Here is a 15,574-nt window from a genome sequence, read left to right as displayed (position 1 = left end):
TTAGGCGTTTGCGAAACGCCAAACACTGCATAAATACGGTGTTTTTTGTCGTTAAAATAAAATATCTCCTCAAGGTTTATGGTAAAATAGAATTGACTAGAAACTAATTAACCAATCCACCTAAAGGAGATATACCTACATGATAACATATAAACAGCTCACTTTGGCAGAAATTTTTGAAGATTGTCAAAATAAATTCGACAACGACAAATATCAGTTCCTTTCGCTTCTTGATGAAGCCATTAACCTTGATGAAATTGTTCCTGTTTCTTTTATTTCTCATTTTTACGCCAGTACCGGAAGACCTCGCAAACATCAGCTTTATCCAATGCTTAAGGCACTTCTTATCCAGCGTATTTTCTCAATCCCGACGGACACACTCCTGATCGTATTTTTGAAATTTTCCCAGGAACTGCGTGATTTCTGCGGTTTTGATGTTGTTCCGGATGGTTCCAAATTTACACGTTTCAAACAGGATTTTTTATCGGACTTACAATCTATGTTCGATCATCTTGTTGATCTGACCGAACCGATCTGCCAAAGTCTTGATCCTGCCCTTGCTTCCATGACAATCTTTGATACCTCTGGCATTGAAGCATGGGTTACAGAAAATAACCCAAAATATGCCAACCGTATTATCAAGCAGCTAAAGGCTTTCAAAAAGTCCCATAACCTTGATGATTCCTATGATCCTTATAAAGCTGCTTATGGCTCTATGCCAACTCATGCGGCTTCCAATCAGGCAATCCAGCAGATGTACATCAATGGACATTTCTGTTACGCCTATAAATTTGGCATTATTACGAACGGGCTTGGTATTGTTCGTGACATCACTTTCTACAACAAGGACTTTCTAAAAAAACATCCTGATATCGTTGTAGGGAAGAAATCAGATTCACCGGATGAGGATAAATCCCTTGCCGATTCGAAAGCACTTCTTCCAGTTTTAATTGACTTTTTCCAGAAACATCCTTTAATAAATTCAAAGACGTTTCTTGGAGATGCTGCGTTTGATGCCATTAACATTTACAAATCCCTCTTTGAAGAAATTGGCTTTCAAAAAGCTTTTATCCCTTTAAAAACAAAGCTTTCTGTGGAAGGAACCGACTATACTGTCAATGAAAACGGTATTCCCTGCTGTCCTCACGATCCATCACTTCCGATGCGGCGTGAAGGAAGCAGATCCCATTTGCGGAGCAAACTTCCTACCATGAAGTTTGTATGTCCAAAAATGAAATGGGAATACAATCCTGCCGACAAGTCAAAACATCGCGTATGTCATTGTGACAATCCATGTACATCTTCTTCCTGCGGACGAATGATCTACATTTATCCTGAAAAGAACCTTCGTGCCTATCCTGGTGTAGAACGCGGCTCACAGGAATGGGAGGATACTTACAAGATCCGTGTAAATGTTGAAAAGTCAATCAACCATTTCAAAGATAGTTTCTGCATTGCAGATCGTAAAACACAGAATGAGAAAACACTTCATGCTGATTTACTGCTTGCAGGAATTACCCAGCTTGTTACTGTGCTTGTCGCTGATAAGATTCATCAATACCAATACATCCGGAGTTTGAAGCCTTTGATTGCCTGATTATTAATATGCATACAATCTTTTCTTCGCAGTTTATCTGGGAAGTCTTTTAGTCATGTTCAAATTTAGAAGTACCTATTTTTCATCTTAAGAATCCTGCGTTGCAGGATTCTTACCGCTTTTTAGTTAGGATTGCGAACTTGTTTCGCAATTACCTAAATATATGTTTGTAAGGAAGGAGAAGAGAAAATACATACTGCTAGTCAAGTGAACTTAACAGAACCTTTTAAGGAAATGAGAAATGAAAAAATAAATATCTTAGGATGAACCTGAAGGGTTCTGTATTCCTGCAGTATTTTGTGAAAAATTAAATCGTATAGATATAGACATTTTGAATTTACATATGGTATCTATGCAAGAAGCAGTTAGGAGCGTGCCTTATGAAGAAAAATTATAGAAATCCAATGACAAGACCAGAAAATTTTATGAATCCGGCAGGAAATGTAATGAAGGAAATTAAAGAGGCGGATTTAAACAATTTTTCCGCAGGTGCTGGTGAACCAAGAGTTTCCGATGGCTCTCAGTTCTGTACATCAACAAAAGAATGTAACTGGGGAACAATTATGTTTGTTTGCTGTTAGTTTATGAGAGTGGTATGAAACCACAGGTATGATGACTACTGAATGAATAGGTTTGGCTTCTATGCATAGATATCATATGCAAATTCAAAATTTTTTACGTAATGGAGGAGATTATTATGGATAAAAATAATTGTGACAATAATTCCTATTTTTATGAAAGAAATTATTATAAGGATGTTCCAATCAAAGATACTCAAATATTAGAATATTGGAATAACATTTTAGGTAAAGATGTTATTGAATTAATAGATAAGGCTTATGGGGTTTCTATAGAGCAGATATTATTTTCAGAGTATTCGTTAAATCATAAATATATTAGCTTTGCAACGTTAAATCAGGAATATTCTGATATGTGTAATGAGAAGGCTATATCCTATTTGACTAAAAAAGGAACAAAAGTATTATTTGATCAATTTGTTCTCAGGTTTCTGGGATATGGGAAACGGGTTTTAGAAAGAAAGAGTAGAAAAGGATATATTGTTAAAGTAGTTCAGGACTGTTTTTTGAAAAATTTAGCGGAAAGGATTTTAGATGTTTCTTTAAGCACTCTTATTTTTGAAATGTATTTAGCAAAAGAACAAGGAGAACTTAGAGGAAATGATGAAGCAGAAGAATATAAAGACTATAATCAGAGATTTCTTGGTAATGATAAGTATATAAAAGAATTATTTTCCATATATCCAGGTCTTAAAAGAATGCTGATAGAATTAATGGAAAATTTGGCAAATAATTATATATTATTGCAGGAAAGAATGGAAAAGGATACTTTACTTTTAGAAGATAAATTTGGTGGGAAAAAGGGCTGGACTGAAGTAAAAAACATAAGAACGAGTGGTTCAGATTCACATAAGAAAGGAAATAGTGTTTTTTTAATTCAGTTTCAAGATGGAAGAAAAATAGTTTATAAACCACACGGACTGAAGGTGGAGAAAGCATATCAGTCATTTTTGGAGTTTATTTCTTCCAATTGTAAAAAGGACTTTAAGCAATTTTTGATTTTAGATTGTGGGGACTATGGATGGGAAGAATTTGTAGTTAATCTTCCTTGTAACAGTGAGGCTGAAGTCAGGAATTATTATTATCGGATAGGAGTGCTTGTTTTTTGCAATTATATATTAAATGTCAATGATATACATACTGAAAATCTTATTGCTAATGGGGGATATCCGGTTGTTGTAGATGCCGAGACTGTCTTAGATAATAAAAGGGACAAAAAGAAAAAATCAGGTAGAGAAAAAATTTACGATAAGATACATGAATCAGTGTTGTATTCTGGAGTACTGCCTTTTTATAAATACACTAAAAATGGAAAAGGTATAAATATGAGTGCTCTTAATGGCCAAGAGGGAGAGCAATATCCAATACTGATTCCAAGATTAAAAAATGCTGGGACATCAAATATGCATTATGAATATGAAAGACCTATTACTCAAGCTAGTAATAATTTACTGAGACTGGGGGAAAAGGTAAAAGAACCTAATCAGTATATAGATGAGATATGCGAAGGTTTTTTTGACGCATATACATTTTGTTTGGACAATAAGAAGCTTATATTAAACTATGTTTCGATATTTGAAAATATTGAAGTTAGGCATTTAGTCCAAGATACTCAGCGGTATTCCATGCTATTGCACACATCATACAATCCGGATTTTCTTCAAGATGCGAAAGATAGGCAACTATTTTTGTGTGCAGTGTTAAAAAATGTGGAACAGATGCAAGGGAATATGGAAATTGCAAAACTGGAAATAAAGGATATGCTGAATATGGATATTCCATATTTTTATAGCAATACTTCAAAAGAAGATCTTTATGGATCAGAAGGGGAAGTGGTGAAGAACTATTTTGCTGAGTCTAGTATTCAACATCTTAGAAATAAGATCTGTTCTATGGGCAAGAAAGATAGAGAAGAACAGATTAGATTTATAAAAATAATTTTAACAGATTTGAATGATGTAAAAGTTGAGAAACCTAAAAAAGATATAAATGAACTTTGTATAAGTAGAAGCGATAATGAACATGGACAAAAGGAATATAAAAAAAATGCCATATTAAAAATTTTACATACATTAGAGCAAAAAGCTTTTTATGGTGATGATGGGCAGGATATAAATTGGATAGGAATAACATCTATTGGAAATTCTGAAAATTCTTCTTGGAATATCCAACCATTAGGGGTTTATTTATATGAAGGATTAGGAGGAATTGCCCTTTTTTATAATGCACTACAGCAATCAGATTTTGATGTGGATTTGTCAGCAGCCTGCAAAGCATTTGAGACCATGATGTTTCAATATACCGATGATATGTTGGAACGATCCACGGATTTAGAAAAGGAAAGTAGCGGTGCTTATGCGGGGGAAGCTTCTGTTATATATGTATACGAAGTTTTATATAAGATAACAGGAAAACAAAAATATTTAGAATATGCAGAAAAACATTGCAAAATTTTAGAGTATGCATTGAAAGCAGATGAAAATAATGATCTGATTTATGGTAATGCAGGTGCCGTTATTGTTCTTCTTAATCTTTATCACTTAGCTCAAAAGGATATATATTTGCAATTGGCGTGCGAAGCAGGGAACATTCTTATAAAAAATCAGAATAAGGGTAAGTGGTGCTGCGGAAACGGGCAGAGCTTATCTGGGCTGTCACATGGAATTACAGGTATAATTTATGCTCTTACAAAGTTAAATAATGAGCAATTTCATATTGAATATCAAAAGGCAATACACTCTGGATTAATATATGAAAATACCATGTATTCTGATAAATATAATAATTGGTTAGACAATCGGGAGGAGGCAAAAAAAGAAGAAAACTCTGATAATAGATGCATGGCAGCATGGTGTCATGGGGCACCAGGGATTTTATTGGCAAGAAGTAAGATGTATAACCTGGTTAAAGACAGTAGTGATTATATAACAGTACAATGTGATATTGAACGTGCACTATTTGCGACAAAAATGTATGGATTTACAGATAATGACTGTCTATGTCATGGGAATTTGGGGAATACAGAAATATTACTTGAATATTCAAAAGAATGTAATGATGAAGAAGTAAGACATATGATGTTGTCTGCGAGAACACAAATTGCTATGGATATTATAAATGAAAATTACGATTGTGCAAGGTCTTATTTGCATGGGTATAAGATACCAGGATTTATGACAGGAATCTCAGGAATGGGATACTCTCTATTAAGAGATTTGTACCCAGAATTACCATGCATTTTGGCTCTGGAGATTTAGGAGCGTAATTGCTAAGTAATATTTAACAAAGGGAGGAACTTGATGTTTCAAAAAAAAGTGCATTATGTTTCACAGCTAGGAAGCATGGATTGTGGCATAGCATGTCTGACAATGATTCTTAATTATTACGGGTGTAAAAGTGATATCGTGGACATAGGGGCAGAGATTCAGATTGGCAGAGACGGTATGACCTTAGCTCAAATGAAAGAATTAGCAGAAAAGTATGGATTTAAATTTGCTGCATACCAGTATAATCATGAAGAAAAAAACTTAATAGAGTATCTTCCAGCCATTTTGTGTAATGATTCCCACTATGTGGTAGTTGATAAAACTAAGAAGAAAGGAAAATATATTCTGTTTGATCCAGCAAATGGAAAAAGAGTTGTCGATTTTTTAGAATTAAAAAACGGATACAAGGATATTCTTGTATCCGTTATTCCAAGTAGAAATATTAAGAAAATAAAAAAAACCAAATTTAAAATAGAGGTAAAATTCTCTCAATTTATGATTGCAATTATGTTGATGCTTATGTGTCAACTTATTACATTAGCTGTTCCAATGGTTGTGCAAAAAGTAATAGATAGTTTATCTTCTGCCCATATTACAATTCATATATGGAAAATTACACTTTTAGTTCTTCTGATTATGTGTGCCCATTTTGTATTGAGCTTACTAAGACAGAAAATTTTATTGAATATTAACATGAAACTTTTTAAAACAATGATTTCTAATATGATTCATAAAATTTTCCGTTTGGATGTAAGTTTTTTTGAATGGCATTCCGCAGGTGACATAGGGAACCGTTTCAATAGTATAAATCAGTTGAACGACATTCTTACCAATGGATTTATAAACATTATAATCCAAGGGATTACATCCTTGGTATGTTTAGCTGTTATGACCAGTATATCTCCATATTTGACTGCATTTGTTCTAGTTGTTTCTATTATACAGATCGCCATAATGATTTTATTAAATGGTAAAAATCTCATAAAGACGAAAGAGTATATATACTCACAGAGTACAATACAGGGAGAACTGATAGATACTCTGGAGAATATAATGGAAATAAAATGTATGGGGATGGATAATGCAGTTAAATCAAATTTACAAAATTCTTATAGTAAGTTAATAGAAAGATTCAAGGGAAAAACTCGAATTAGTAATTTGATGAATAGTTTTTCCTCAACCTTAAACTTGATTTTCCCTTTAATGATTTACGTGATTGGAAGTTATAGTGTGAAGCAAGGAGGGTTAACGATAGGACAACTTATAGCCTATGCAACCTTAGTGGGATATTTTACAGCACCTTTTACTACCGTTGTATTGTTGTTACCGAGTATCAATAGTATTAAAGAAGTGCTTTTACGTTATAAGGAACTAATGATTTTTAGAGAAAATTATCATACGGGAGTTCTTGTACCTGGAAAATTTGAAAATTTAAAAATAAGTTCGGTTTCATATTGCTACAATAGTGGGCAGGCATACGCATTGAATAATGTTTCTCTTGATCTTAGGCGAGGCGAGAGAATTGCTATTGTTGGTTTATCGGGTAGTGGAAAATCAACCTTGATAAAAGCCATACTGGGTGCCGTGGATATTAATCAAGGATGTATTGAGATAAATAATTATGATATCAGATCAATGTCGAAGGAACAGATTTATAAATGGTTTTCAGTAGTTACTCAAAATCCTATGTGCTTAAATGCAAGTATAAGAAAGAATATTGATATTATAGGTGATGCTCCGGATGAGAAAATATGGAAGGTACTAGACATTGTAGCATTAAAAGAGGAAGTTTTAAGTATGCCGTTGGGATTGGATACACTTGTTGGAGAAGGAGGACAAAATATTTCAGGTGGTCAAAAACAGCGTATTGCCATAGCAAGAGCTCTGCTTAGCGATACGGAGGTAGTTATTTTTGATGAAGCTACCAGTAATCTGGATCAGCTTACAGAAAAGAAAATTTATGATAACCTAAGGTCTACCAATAAAACGCAAATTATCATTACTCATAGACTTTCCTCTATTCGAGATACGGATTATATCTATGTATTGAACAGGGGAAGCATCATTGAACAGGGAACACATTTGGATTTGATGAAGAAAAAGGGATGGTATTTTGAGAGTATTCAATGACAGATAGGAATTAAATTATGATATGAAAAGCCATTGTATGGGGAGGTATTACAGATGAAGAAGAAAGAGATAGTTATTGGGGTGAGCGTACTGATTAGTGCATCACTTCCCATTTCAGTTTATGCTGCTTCAAATGAAAGTATGAGTTCTAGAGGTTTTATAATTGATGAAACTAATGAGTTTGAGGATATCGTTAAGCAAATTTTAGATGTTAAGTCAAAACATCCGGAATGGAGTGAACAGCAGATAAGTGATTTTATGGATCAGATTCATGCTATTAAGAAAGATGGCGTCATAGACATTTGGAACGCACTTACTTCTTCTGAGAAAAAATTAGTGATTCGATATCCGTTTGATGCACTAAAAGTCAATAAAGCAAAGGAAATTGCCACTAAACAAACCGAAAGAAAATTCGGAAAAAATGGTTTGGGTGACAGGAGTGACGCATTTAGACACGGAATATGGAATGCCGAAATGACAGTTTTGATAGGAAGTGAAAAAGCAGAGCTTTTTGCGACAGCACATGAAGATAAAGATACTACTGGAAACGAAAGCGATGGATATACAAAAGATGAGCACAAAAAAATGGATTTACATAACAATGAAATAGGGAGGAAATTAGGTGCAGATAACCTATCTGCACCAGAAGAGAAAATGGCGGAAATCATATATGACGAGATAATGAGAGAAGATTCGCTGTTTGTATGGCTGCATGAATGAAAAAGTTAGAACGTATGAACTGAAATGAAATATATCTCTAAGACAGTCGCAGATATTTTATTGATGTTTAGATATCTGTGACTGTTTTTGAATAGAAATAATAGTCGTTAAAAATGTCTGCTCTGACTAAATTTGAAAGAAGAATCAGAATGAGAACCAAGTACTAATGTATAGCCATGAATTAGATGTGAAATCTGTTAAATGATGGTCAAATGAGAATGAGGGGGCTGTAGAAAAATATTTATCAACATATTATTTGTCGATTTAGTTTAAGTAATGACAATAACAATAATAAAGGGGGACTTGATTTCTCATATCCCCCAGTGTATAATCTAATTAAGAAAGGTAATCAGATGCAAGATCTGATGCCCTCAGTAAAATTTAATTTTTTTCTATGTTAAGACATAGCATCCATCAAACTTTCTCAGGGTTTATCGTGGATGCTATTTCTTATCATGTCGATTATCTATGTAAGTCAGAGCCGCAAAAACTACTAAAAGCAATGTGAGTACTTCCATTGTGTTCATGGGCATCACCCTCCTTTAAAAACTAGAGGGCTGGTCGAAATTGCATCCGCATCTCTTTCTCGATTAGCTATACTCGCTCAGTATAGCATGGAATATCTTGTATCGCAATAAGAAATGGATGTAGTGAGCTCCTTTTCATATTGCTTTTGGTAATCAGATATTTTGTTTGATAATCCTTGTAATGATGCCAACAGCAACATTCCGTTCTTCATCAATATGTGTCACAACAAAGGACACCTTATCTTTCTTCCCAACGGTGCGGCTGTCGTAGCAACTGTGAGCAATGGCGTTGACACCCAATTCTAACCGGACAAAAACAGTTCCTTTGTGGATGTCTTCCACCGTACCGGCATATTTTCCTTGTACCCGACAATTTTTCAGATTTTCTTTGCTGGTGTTGCCTTCCACGCTTTTTACATCTGCATGGATAGAGAGCGTTTCCGGGGAATCTCCCTGGATAGCTAAGATCCGGACCAGAATATGTTCCCCTACCTGGAATCGTTCCCTGGCATCACCCAGCCAGTCAAAAGACAGATCTCTTGCAAGGATGGAAGTTTCTACACCAAAGATTTCTGCCCGGACTACTTTTTCAGCAACGGCAATGACTCTGGCCTGCACAATACGGTCTTCGTGGATTTTATTCTGTCCGGAAGAGTCCTGATCAAAATAGAAAATCTGACGTTTCTTCAGCATAGCATCTTTCCGGCTGGCAACGATGCTTCTGGATTTGGTATCCAGTCCTTTGATTACAAAGTCGATTTCACTACCAAGCATGTTATTAAGGACTTTGTTCTGTCTAAGAGAGAAATCTCCGTAATCATGAGTTTCATCTTGGATCAGATTGATCATCATTTCCGAGATAGGGATGACTGCCCGATAATCTTTATAGTAAATAATTGCTATTAAGCTGCCGGCTTCGGTCTTTTCAATACCTCCCAGAATGCCGGTGAGAATTTTCCGGGTACGATAGGCATTTTGGATGTCATGCCAGATTAAATCCGCTTTTGATTGAGCAGTTTCTAATACAGTATCGGAGTCAAGGGTTAAAATAGGGGTGTTCAGGTTCATTGTTTCGTTTGCCATAAATGTTATCTCCTTTCAAAATGTGTTATGACATGATGGAATCTTTATCTAAAGGAACCATGCCAGAGTCGGGGGAATCTTCTATAAAATTTTCCTGAAAGAAATCCTCCATAAAATCATCGGGAGTAGGTTCCTGATAAACGGGTTCGGATGTAAAATGTGGTTTCTGTTTTGCTATTGACGCAGAAGATGAACGGCGTTTCCTTTTGGCTGATCCGGGTGAGGGCTGTGGTCGATACTCTGTTTCTTCCGAAGACCCATTTTTGCGCCATTCAGGTATGTGTTCCGATGCTTTTCTTGGTGTCAGCTTTTTGGCATCTGGATGCAGGGTATAATCGTACTTTTCTACTTTTAGGACTTTTTGCCCACGTAGGATAACCAAAGCAGTATCAAGCGGGAGCCGCAAGATTTCATCTGGTGTTAAGAGTTTTCGTTTGCCGATAGATTTTGTCTGCCGGTATTCCGGTGTATAGTCGGATACCCGCCAGCTATTGAGCTGCTTGGCTTCGCTGCTTACCCCTACGGTCACATCGCCGCTGCGGTTGCTGATAAAGGTAGCAGTAACTTCATCTGTGCAGCCCAAAAAGAGCTGGGTATCACAGTTGCCAATGATTTCCTGCCATTGGTTATAAGGATAGCGGTTCTGCATCTGGGGCAAATTCTGAAAGATGCAGGAAATGCTGAGATTCCGGCTTCGGATTACACTGATTTTCTTATTCAGTTCCAGGATAGCTCCGGTGTTGGCAAGCTCATCAGCCAGTATATGTACAGCAACAGGAAGTTTTCCTTCTTCTCCATACTTATCTGCATAACGGACCAGTTTGATGAAGATGAAGGTCATAAACAGGGAAGATAAAAAATCGAAGGTGCTGTCCTGGTCTGAGGTAATGCAAAAGTAAGCACATTTCTGTTTCCCTGGAAGTGTCAGATCAATCTCATCATAAGAGGTAATCTGCCGAATGAGTTTATTCTGAAATACCTGAAGTCTGGCACCCAATCCGATAATAACTCCGCTTCGCACGGTATCACTGGCTTGTTTGTAGATGCAGTAAGGAACTTTTGCTGGATGGGACACTGGGAGCAGATCAAAAAGACTGTTCAGCTCCTTTTCGGAACTCATGGTCAGCAGCTTATAAACCTGTCCAATATTTCTGGCTTCCGGCGGAAAGCCCTGATCTACATAGAGAACCAGGGCTTTTAGCAGGTTCATCTCCGCATTATCCCAGAAATGATCTCCTTTTCCGGAACCTGTATTCTGGATAATGACATCTGCAAATACCTGAGCCATCGTTTCTTGTCCATTGATTTCACCCAGACAATTCCAACTATCCGAGTTTTCCGGATTGACCAGATTAAATGCTTTTACTACATAGCCCTCATTTTCCAGATAAGCAGACATGCTTTCATAGAGTTCGCTTTTGGGATCGGTAATGATTAAACTTTCCCCGGAAGCGTTGTTGCCTTCCTGCCCTCTGGCGACACACTGGAAAATCATATTCCTGGCAAATGCCCTGGATTTCATGGAACCGCTGGCACCATACACGGCGATATTTTTATTCATTCGTGTTTGATATGGAAGACATACGGCTTTGCCATTTAATTTTCCTAAAATGGTTCCTTTATTTTTCTTGACATCTCCGGTCAGTTCCAAAACTTTCATCATTTCATCTGGAGTCATGAATCCGGATGTACCGTAGGTTCCTTTTGTAGAGTAATTTAAGTTCCGGTCATGGTCACTAATTTCCCCGTTTCTGTCATATCCCATACGCATAAGTAAAAAAGTAAGAAGCCCAAAGAGAACCAGGCAAAGAAAAATCCCATACAAATTGTATGGGAAATCGGTAAGGGCAGTATGAAAGCATACCAATGGGTGTAAAGAAGCTGCTTGCGGATAGGTTCCGTTGCCGGCAAAGTTTCCGGCAGAAGTCCATTCCTGATAGTTTTTAATAAATTGTGCTGCGTATCCTCCGGCATACAGAGTGCAGACGCTTATGGGAAGCAAAAACAGGAACTTCCACCATTTACGGTTCATTGAAAAACCTCCTTTTAAACTTTTGAAAATCAATGCTGGAGAAGTGTATATCTGCAGTCAGGTATTTTTTCAGGCAGGGAAGCTGAAAGTCAAAGCAAATCAGGTTCCCGGATAGCCCATATACATTTAATCCAGTATTGAAGCGGTTGATACGCTGCATGTCAAAATCATACGCAAGCAAAATAGGGTTTTCCTGGCTGTCTATTCCATCATGTTCAATTGGCAGATCCTCACGCTGGGGAAAACAGTCGGACAGTAGTAACTGATTAAGCTGCATCATACGCTGGGGTTGTACCAATAAACGGAGCAGGTATTCTCCGTAGCTGTTATTGGGCAGGAAATAGAAGTGTTCATACGCAGTATCCAGCATGAACAGTGTTTTTTTGTATCCCCCGGTACTGGTAAGGAGACGGAAAGCCATATCCATATCACTGCCGGTCATGATGGCATAAACGGTAGGCGGGCCATGGTAAGGAAGTCCTTGAAGATAGTGCTGCAAAAAAGCATTGAGTCGGACTTCCGTTTTGTATTCCCATTTTAGAAGTGTATTTCCGGTATTATAAACAGCATAGACACAGTGAGGAGCCATCAGGATTCCCATACTACGGGAATTTTTGATTTTAGTAGTGGATGCTCCAAGATTTTTTATTTCCCTAGAAGAGTAAAACAGAGGAAGGCTTCGCATAGGAAACGTAGCCGCTTCGCCGGATTCAGAAAAAAGCAGGGGCTTTTCATCTGGAAAGAATGGGATTCCAGCATGGGAAAGCGTCAAATAGGTTTCTGCTTTTTGATGAAGTCGCAGCCGTCTTGGTAATTCGCTACGTATGAGGTTGGTTTCTGCATTTCCGGTTAAATAGTTTTGAAAACGACAGGAATTTTGCGAAAGCAGCAGTTCTTTTGCCCGTTTGGTAAGGCGATAACCTCGTAGGCCATCTTTATAGTGTGTTCTTATAAGCTTACTCTGCTTTAAATCTGTAACCACCTTCTCTGCATAGGAATCACTCTCAATCAATCTGTTAAGCTGTCCGGAAGGGAATTCCCCACATAGTCCAACCATTTCCAAAAGCTGATATTTTATAGAATCGGTTTTTATCAAATAAGCATCACCTCAGTTCGATTTTTACCTATGACAGCCTATACTTGGGTAAAGTAAGGGCGGTATTAAGCATAAAAAATGCAAAGAATATGGCTTCTTTGCAGAAAAATTACCTATATCGGAAAAAGAAAGAAAAATATCAGGAAATTTCCGATATGGTTTTGATAGACGATTTTCTATTTTTCAGCCAGCCAGGAAAGATTTCCGGTTCCATTACAAAGATAACGGTGTGATCGTAATTCCCCAGTTCTGTAGTGTGATAGGAGTCGCAAAATAGTCCCGTATCATCAACCAGAACATAGGAAGCGATAGTATCTAAAATCTGTTTGAACTCCAAATTATCGTAATCACGTATCCGTTGTAAAGAAAGGCTCTGGTCATAAATTTGACTGAAACAGACCACACATCTTTTATATAACGGAATAGAATGTTCTGTCACATAAGTCTGCAAGGCAAGGTTTAATGGCTCATGTAGAAAAGCGGTGTTGGTTCGCAATTTACGTTTGGGCAGTAGTCCTGGCATGGTAATGGAAAGAACACGATTTGAAAAAGAGATTTTGATTCCCTGCACAGCCGCAGCCTGTTTCAGATAGTCTTTCTTTCCAGTATCAGTTGTGGTATATACCAGATTTCTGAGCTGGCAGGCAATCCTTTCAGAACGTAGGGCAGCACTGATACTCAGCTCTTCGTATTTGTCGGCATACGCTTGAATATCTGTTGTTTTCAATGCAAAAATAGTGTTGTGAAGTTTTTGGACTTCATCATCAATGCTCTGTAAACGGTCAAAAACAGTTTTGGTGTTCATACATACCTCATTTCTTTGCATAATAGCTGACAGATCCGGTAGAGGAGTCTACAAGGCAAAAGGCAATCACACCTGTGATATGGATTTTTGAAGCCTGTTCTTCCGATTCTAATACAACCAGCCGTTTCGCATCGCTTTTTGTCTGGCTTTCCATGACATGATTGATAAGATATTCCTGCTCCTGGGGGACATAGAGGACTTCATACCACTCATCTTTAGAGAAAAAGTTCAATTTCACAGGAAATTCACCGTCAGTATGGTACACAATGGCGTTTTTGAAGTCCAAAAGCACCCAAAAAGATGCAATCATTCCATAATCAGGATTGTTTGCAGATTCCTGGCTGTCGCAGAGAAGCCCGTTCTCCTTATCATAGATAATGCGTTTTTGTTTTACCAGACTGGTGATCAGAGACTTGATAGACTCTCTGTTTTTGGAAAAGAGCCGTAAGATCTGTTCATATTGCAGCGAATGGTAAGTTGTAATGAACCGGAGCAGTTGGGCACCTTCCCCTTGATAGATTTCATTTCTTGTTTTCATGGTAATCTCCCTTCATTATATAATAGGAAGTTTTACTTACACTGTACGCACAGAATACGTTTTATTTTAGGGGAAGTACGCTGTACGTACTGTGTAAGTATTGGCTACTGTCAGCGAAAGGTTTACGGGTACAAAAAAAGCACCAATTAAGGTGCCGGTAAAAAATAGGAATACTATAAGCAATATCAATTGTAACATGGGTAAGATAACCCTTCAATCGCAGAAGTGTGCCAAGTTGAAGTAAAATATAAGAAGTAAATGTGCCAAATAGAAAAAAAAAAGTGCATTTTAAACAAAAAATATGGGAAGTATATAGGAACTATGGTAATGTGGGAAAAACAAAAATTTATAATGAAATGATATATGAAATTTTGATAAAGAGGTATTTATGGAACTATTACGGTTTGTGTATAAAAATTTTTGTGAAAATAAAAGGCTTTTAATTTTTATAATTATGGGGAATTTCCTGACTTTTGTATTAGCATTAGTTGTTCCGTATTTGAACGGTTTTTACTTTAATATAGTGATATATACACCAAGTAAAGAAAAAATAATTAAATTTGGTTGTTTAATAGTGGGGCTAGGGGTGATAACTACAATGTTGACATATTGTTTTAATATTTATAAAACTAAAGTTCAGTCCCAACTTGTATTTAAAACAATGAATGAAATTATAAGGTGTGTACAATATTCCGACTATAGCGAAAGTAGTAAATTTAATCCATCTTATTTACATCAAAAGATCAATATTGATGCAAATAAAATATGGTCTTTTGTTTTTGATAATATTATAAGTAGTGTATTTCAGAGTTTAACTATAATTGGGGTAATAATAGCAATTGGAAAAATAAATAAAAAAATAAGTTAAATGAATTTTTAAATTCTACCTTGCAAGAGTAAATTCTATACCTGTAGAAATTACTTCTGCATGGATTTTTCCTTCTTCTTTTTATAAAATACTACTGCAGATGATCCCCTGCCTGTGCAGAAGGAGGATAAAATGAATACAGGAAGACCAAAAGGCAACCAAAAACATCTTGACTTATCTGCACGTATTATAATCGAACAGCATTTAAATAACGGTGATTCATTTAGAAGTATTGCAATAGAATTAAGCAAGGATCCAAGTACCATATCCAAAGAAATCAGACGTCATTCCATTATCAGGGAAAGAAGCGCAGATGCATTTGCCCCTATTCCCT

The 15,574-nt window shown here is 36.5% G+C and carries 11 protein-coding genes and 1 pseudogene; 7 read left to right on the top strand and 5 right to left on the bottom strand.

The features are described from left to right. Positions 1 to 139 precede the first annotated feature (139 nt). The 5 genes and pseudogenes from BLP57_RS16835 to BLP57_RS16815 form a co-directional block, all read left to right on the top strand. Positions 140 to 1,502, top strand: a pseudogene (locus BLP57_RS16835) (transposase); the annotation flags it as partial. A 475-nt stretch (positions 1,503 to 1,977) separates the two neighbouring features. Then, positions 1,978 to 2,178 carry a plantaricin C family lantibiotic gene (locus tag BLP57_RS16830; protein ID WP_025580957.1) on the top strand — a complete coding sequence of 67 codons (201 nt, stop codon included), beginning with the start codon at positions 1,978 to 1,980 and terminating at the stop codon, positions 2,176 to 2,178. 116 nt (positions 2,179 to 2,294) lie between these two features. Beyond that, positions 2,295 to 5,432: a type 2 lanthipeptide synthetase LanM family protein gene (locus tag BLP57_RS16825; RefSeq protein WP_025580956.1), complete on the top strand. Its 3,138-nt coding sequence runs from the start codon at positions 2,295 to 2,297 to the stop codon at positions 5,430 to 5,432. A gap of 42 nt (positions 5,433 to 5,474) precedes the next feature. Then, complete coding sequence (locus BLP57_RS16820; RefSeq protein ID WP_025580955.1) at positions 5,475 to 7,571, top strand: peptidase domain-containing ABC transporter; 2,097 nt, start codon at positions 5,475 to 5,477, stop codon at positions 7,569 to 7,571. 54 nt (positions 7,572 to 7,625) lie between these two features. Next, positions 7,626 to 8,291: a DUF6973 domain-containing protein gene (locus BLP57_RS16815; RefSeq protein WP_025580954.1), complete on the top strand. Its 666-nt coding sequence runs from the start codon at positions 7,626 to 7,628 to the stop codon at positions 8,289 to 8,291. Between the two features lie 680 nt (positions 8,292 to 8,971). On the opposite strand, the gene BLP57_RS16810 is transcribed toward BLP57_RS16815, so the two are convergent. The 5 genes from BLP57_RS16810 to BLP57_RS16790 all read right to left on the bottom strand — a co-directional run bounded on the left by BLP57_RS16810 (position 8,972) and on the right by BLP57_RS16790 (position 14,372). After that, a complete protein-coding gene (locus tag BLP57_RS16810; protein WP_059085305.1) occupies positions 8,972 to 9,901 on the bottom strand; it encodes a hypothetical protein in 930 nt (309 codons plus the stop codon). Between the two features lie 25 nt (positions 9,902 to 9,926). Then, complete coding sequence (locus BLP57_RS16805; RefSeq protein ID WP_025579348.1) at positions 9,927 to 11,933, bottom strand: VirD4-like conjugal transfer protein, CD1115 family; 2,007 nt, start codon at positions 11,931 to 11,933, stop codon at positions 9,927 to 9,929. Next, positions 11,923 to 13,029: a hypothetical protein gene (locus tag BLP57_RS16800; protein ID WP_004223623.1), complete on the bottom strand. Its 1,107-nt coding sequence runs from the start codon at positions 13,027 to 13,029 to the stop codon at positions 11,923 to 11,925. Before BLP57_RS16800 ends, BLP57_RS16805 begins: the two co-directional genes overlap by 11 nt. 139 nt (positions 13,030 to 13,168) lie before the next feature. Then, the gene (locus BLP57_RS16795; RefSeq protein WP_175443009.1) at positions 13,169 to 13,834 is read right to left on the bottom strand and encodes a DUF6100 family protein; all 666 of its coding nucleotides are present in this window, start codon (positions 13,832 to 13,834) and stop codon (positions 13,169 to 13,171) included. A gap of 7 nt (positions 13,835 to 13,841) precedes the next feature. After that, positions 13,842 to 14,372: a DUF5697 family protein gene (locus tag BLP57_RS16790; protein WP_092073373.1), complete on the bottom strand. Its 531-nt coding sequence runs from the start codon at positions 14,370 to 14,372 to the stop codon at positions 13,842 to 13,844. Positions 14,373 to 14,760: 388 nt separating this feature from the next. Here BLP57_RS16790 and BLP57_RS16785 point away from each other — a divergent pair, with 388 nt between their 5' ends. Together BLP57_RS16785 and BLP57_RS16780 are read left to right on the top strand one after the other, a co-directional pair. Then, on the top strand, positions 14,761 to 15,240 hold the full coding sequence (locus BLP57_RS16785; protein WP_092073370.1) for an ABC transporter ATP-binding protein: 480 nt from the start codon (positions 14,761 to 14,763) through the stop codon (positions 15,238 to 15,240). Positions 15,241 to 15,372: 132 nt separating this feature from the next. Further along, the coding region (locus BLP57_RS16780; protein ID WP_139148852.1) for a helix-turn-helix domain-containing protein at positions 15,373 to 15,574 on the top strand (202 nt) is incomplete at its 3' end.

This window comes from Blautia sp. SF-50, from assembly GCF_900101315.1.
Lineage (GTDB): Bacteria > Bacillota > Clostridia > Lachnospirales > Lachnospiraceae > Blautia_A > Blautia_A fusiformis.
This window is presented reverse-complemented; position numbering and strand designations above follow the sequence as displayed.

Excerpts from the sequence above, each read along its gene's own strand:
- BLP57_RS16830 (WP_025580957.1), top strand. The coding sequence starts at position 1,978 with ATGAAGAAAAATTATAGAAATCCAATGACAAGACCAGAAAATTTTATG.
- BLP57_RS16825 (WP_025580956.1), top strand. The coding sequence starts at position 2,295 with ATGGATAAAAATAATTGTGACAATAATTCCTATTTTTATGAAAGAAAT.
- BLP57_RS16820 (WP_025580955.1), top strand. The coding sequence starts at position 5,475 with ATGTTTCAAAAAAAAGTGCATTATGTTTCACAGCTAGGAAGCATGGAT.
- BLP57_RS16815 (WP_025580954.1), top strand. The coding sequence starts at position 7,626 with ATGAAGAAGAAAGAGATAGTTATTGGGGTGAGCGTACTGATTAGTGCA.
- BLP57_RS16810 (WP_059085305.1), bottom strand. The coding sequence starts at position 9,901 with ATGGCAAACGAAACAATGAACCTGAACACCCCTATTTTAACCCTTGAC.
- BLP57_RS16805 (WP_025579348.1), bottom strand. The coding sequence starts at position 11,933 with ATGAACCGTAAATGGTGGAAGTTCCTGTTTTTGCTTCCCATAAGCGTC.
- BLP57_RS16795 (WP_175443009.1), bottom strand. The coding sequence starts at position 13,834 with ATGAACACCAAAACTGTTTTTGACCGTTTACAGAGCATTGATGATGAA.
- BLP57_RS16790 (WP_092073373.1), bottom strand. The coding sequence starts at position 14,372 with ATGAAAACAAGAAATGAAATCTATCAAGGGGAAGGTGCCCAACTGCTC.
- BLP57_RS16785 (WP_092073370.1), top strand. The coding sequence starts at position 14,761 with ATGGAACTATTACGGTTTGTGTATAAAAATTTTTGTGAAAATAAAAGG.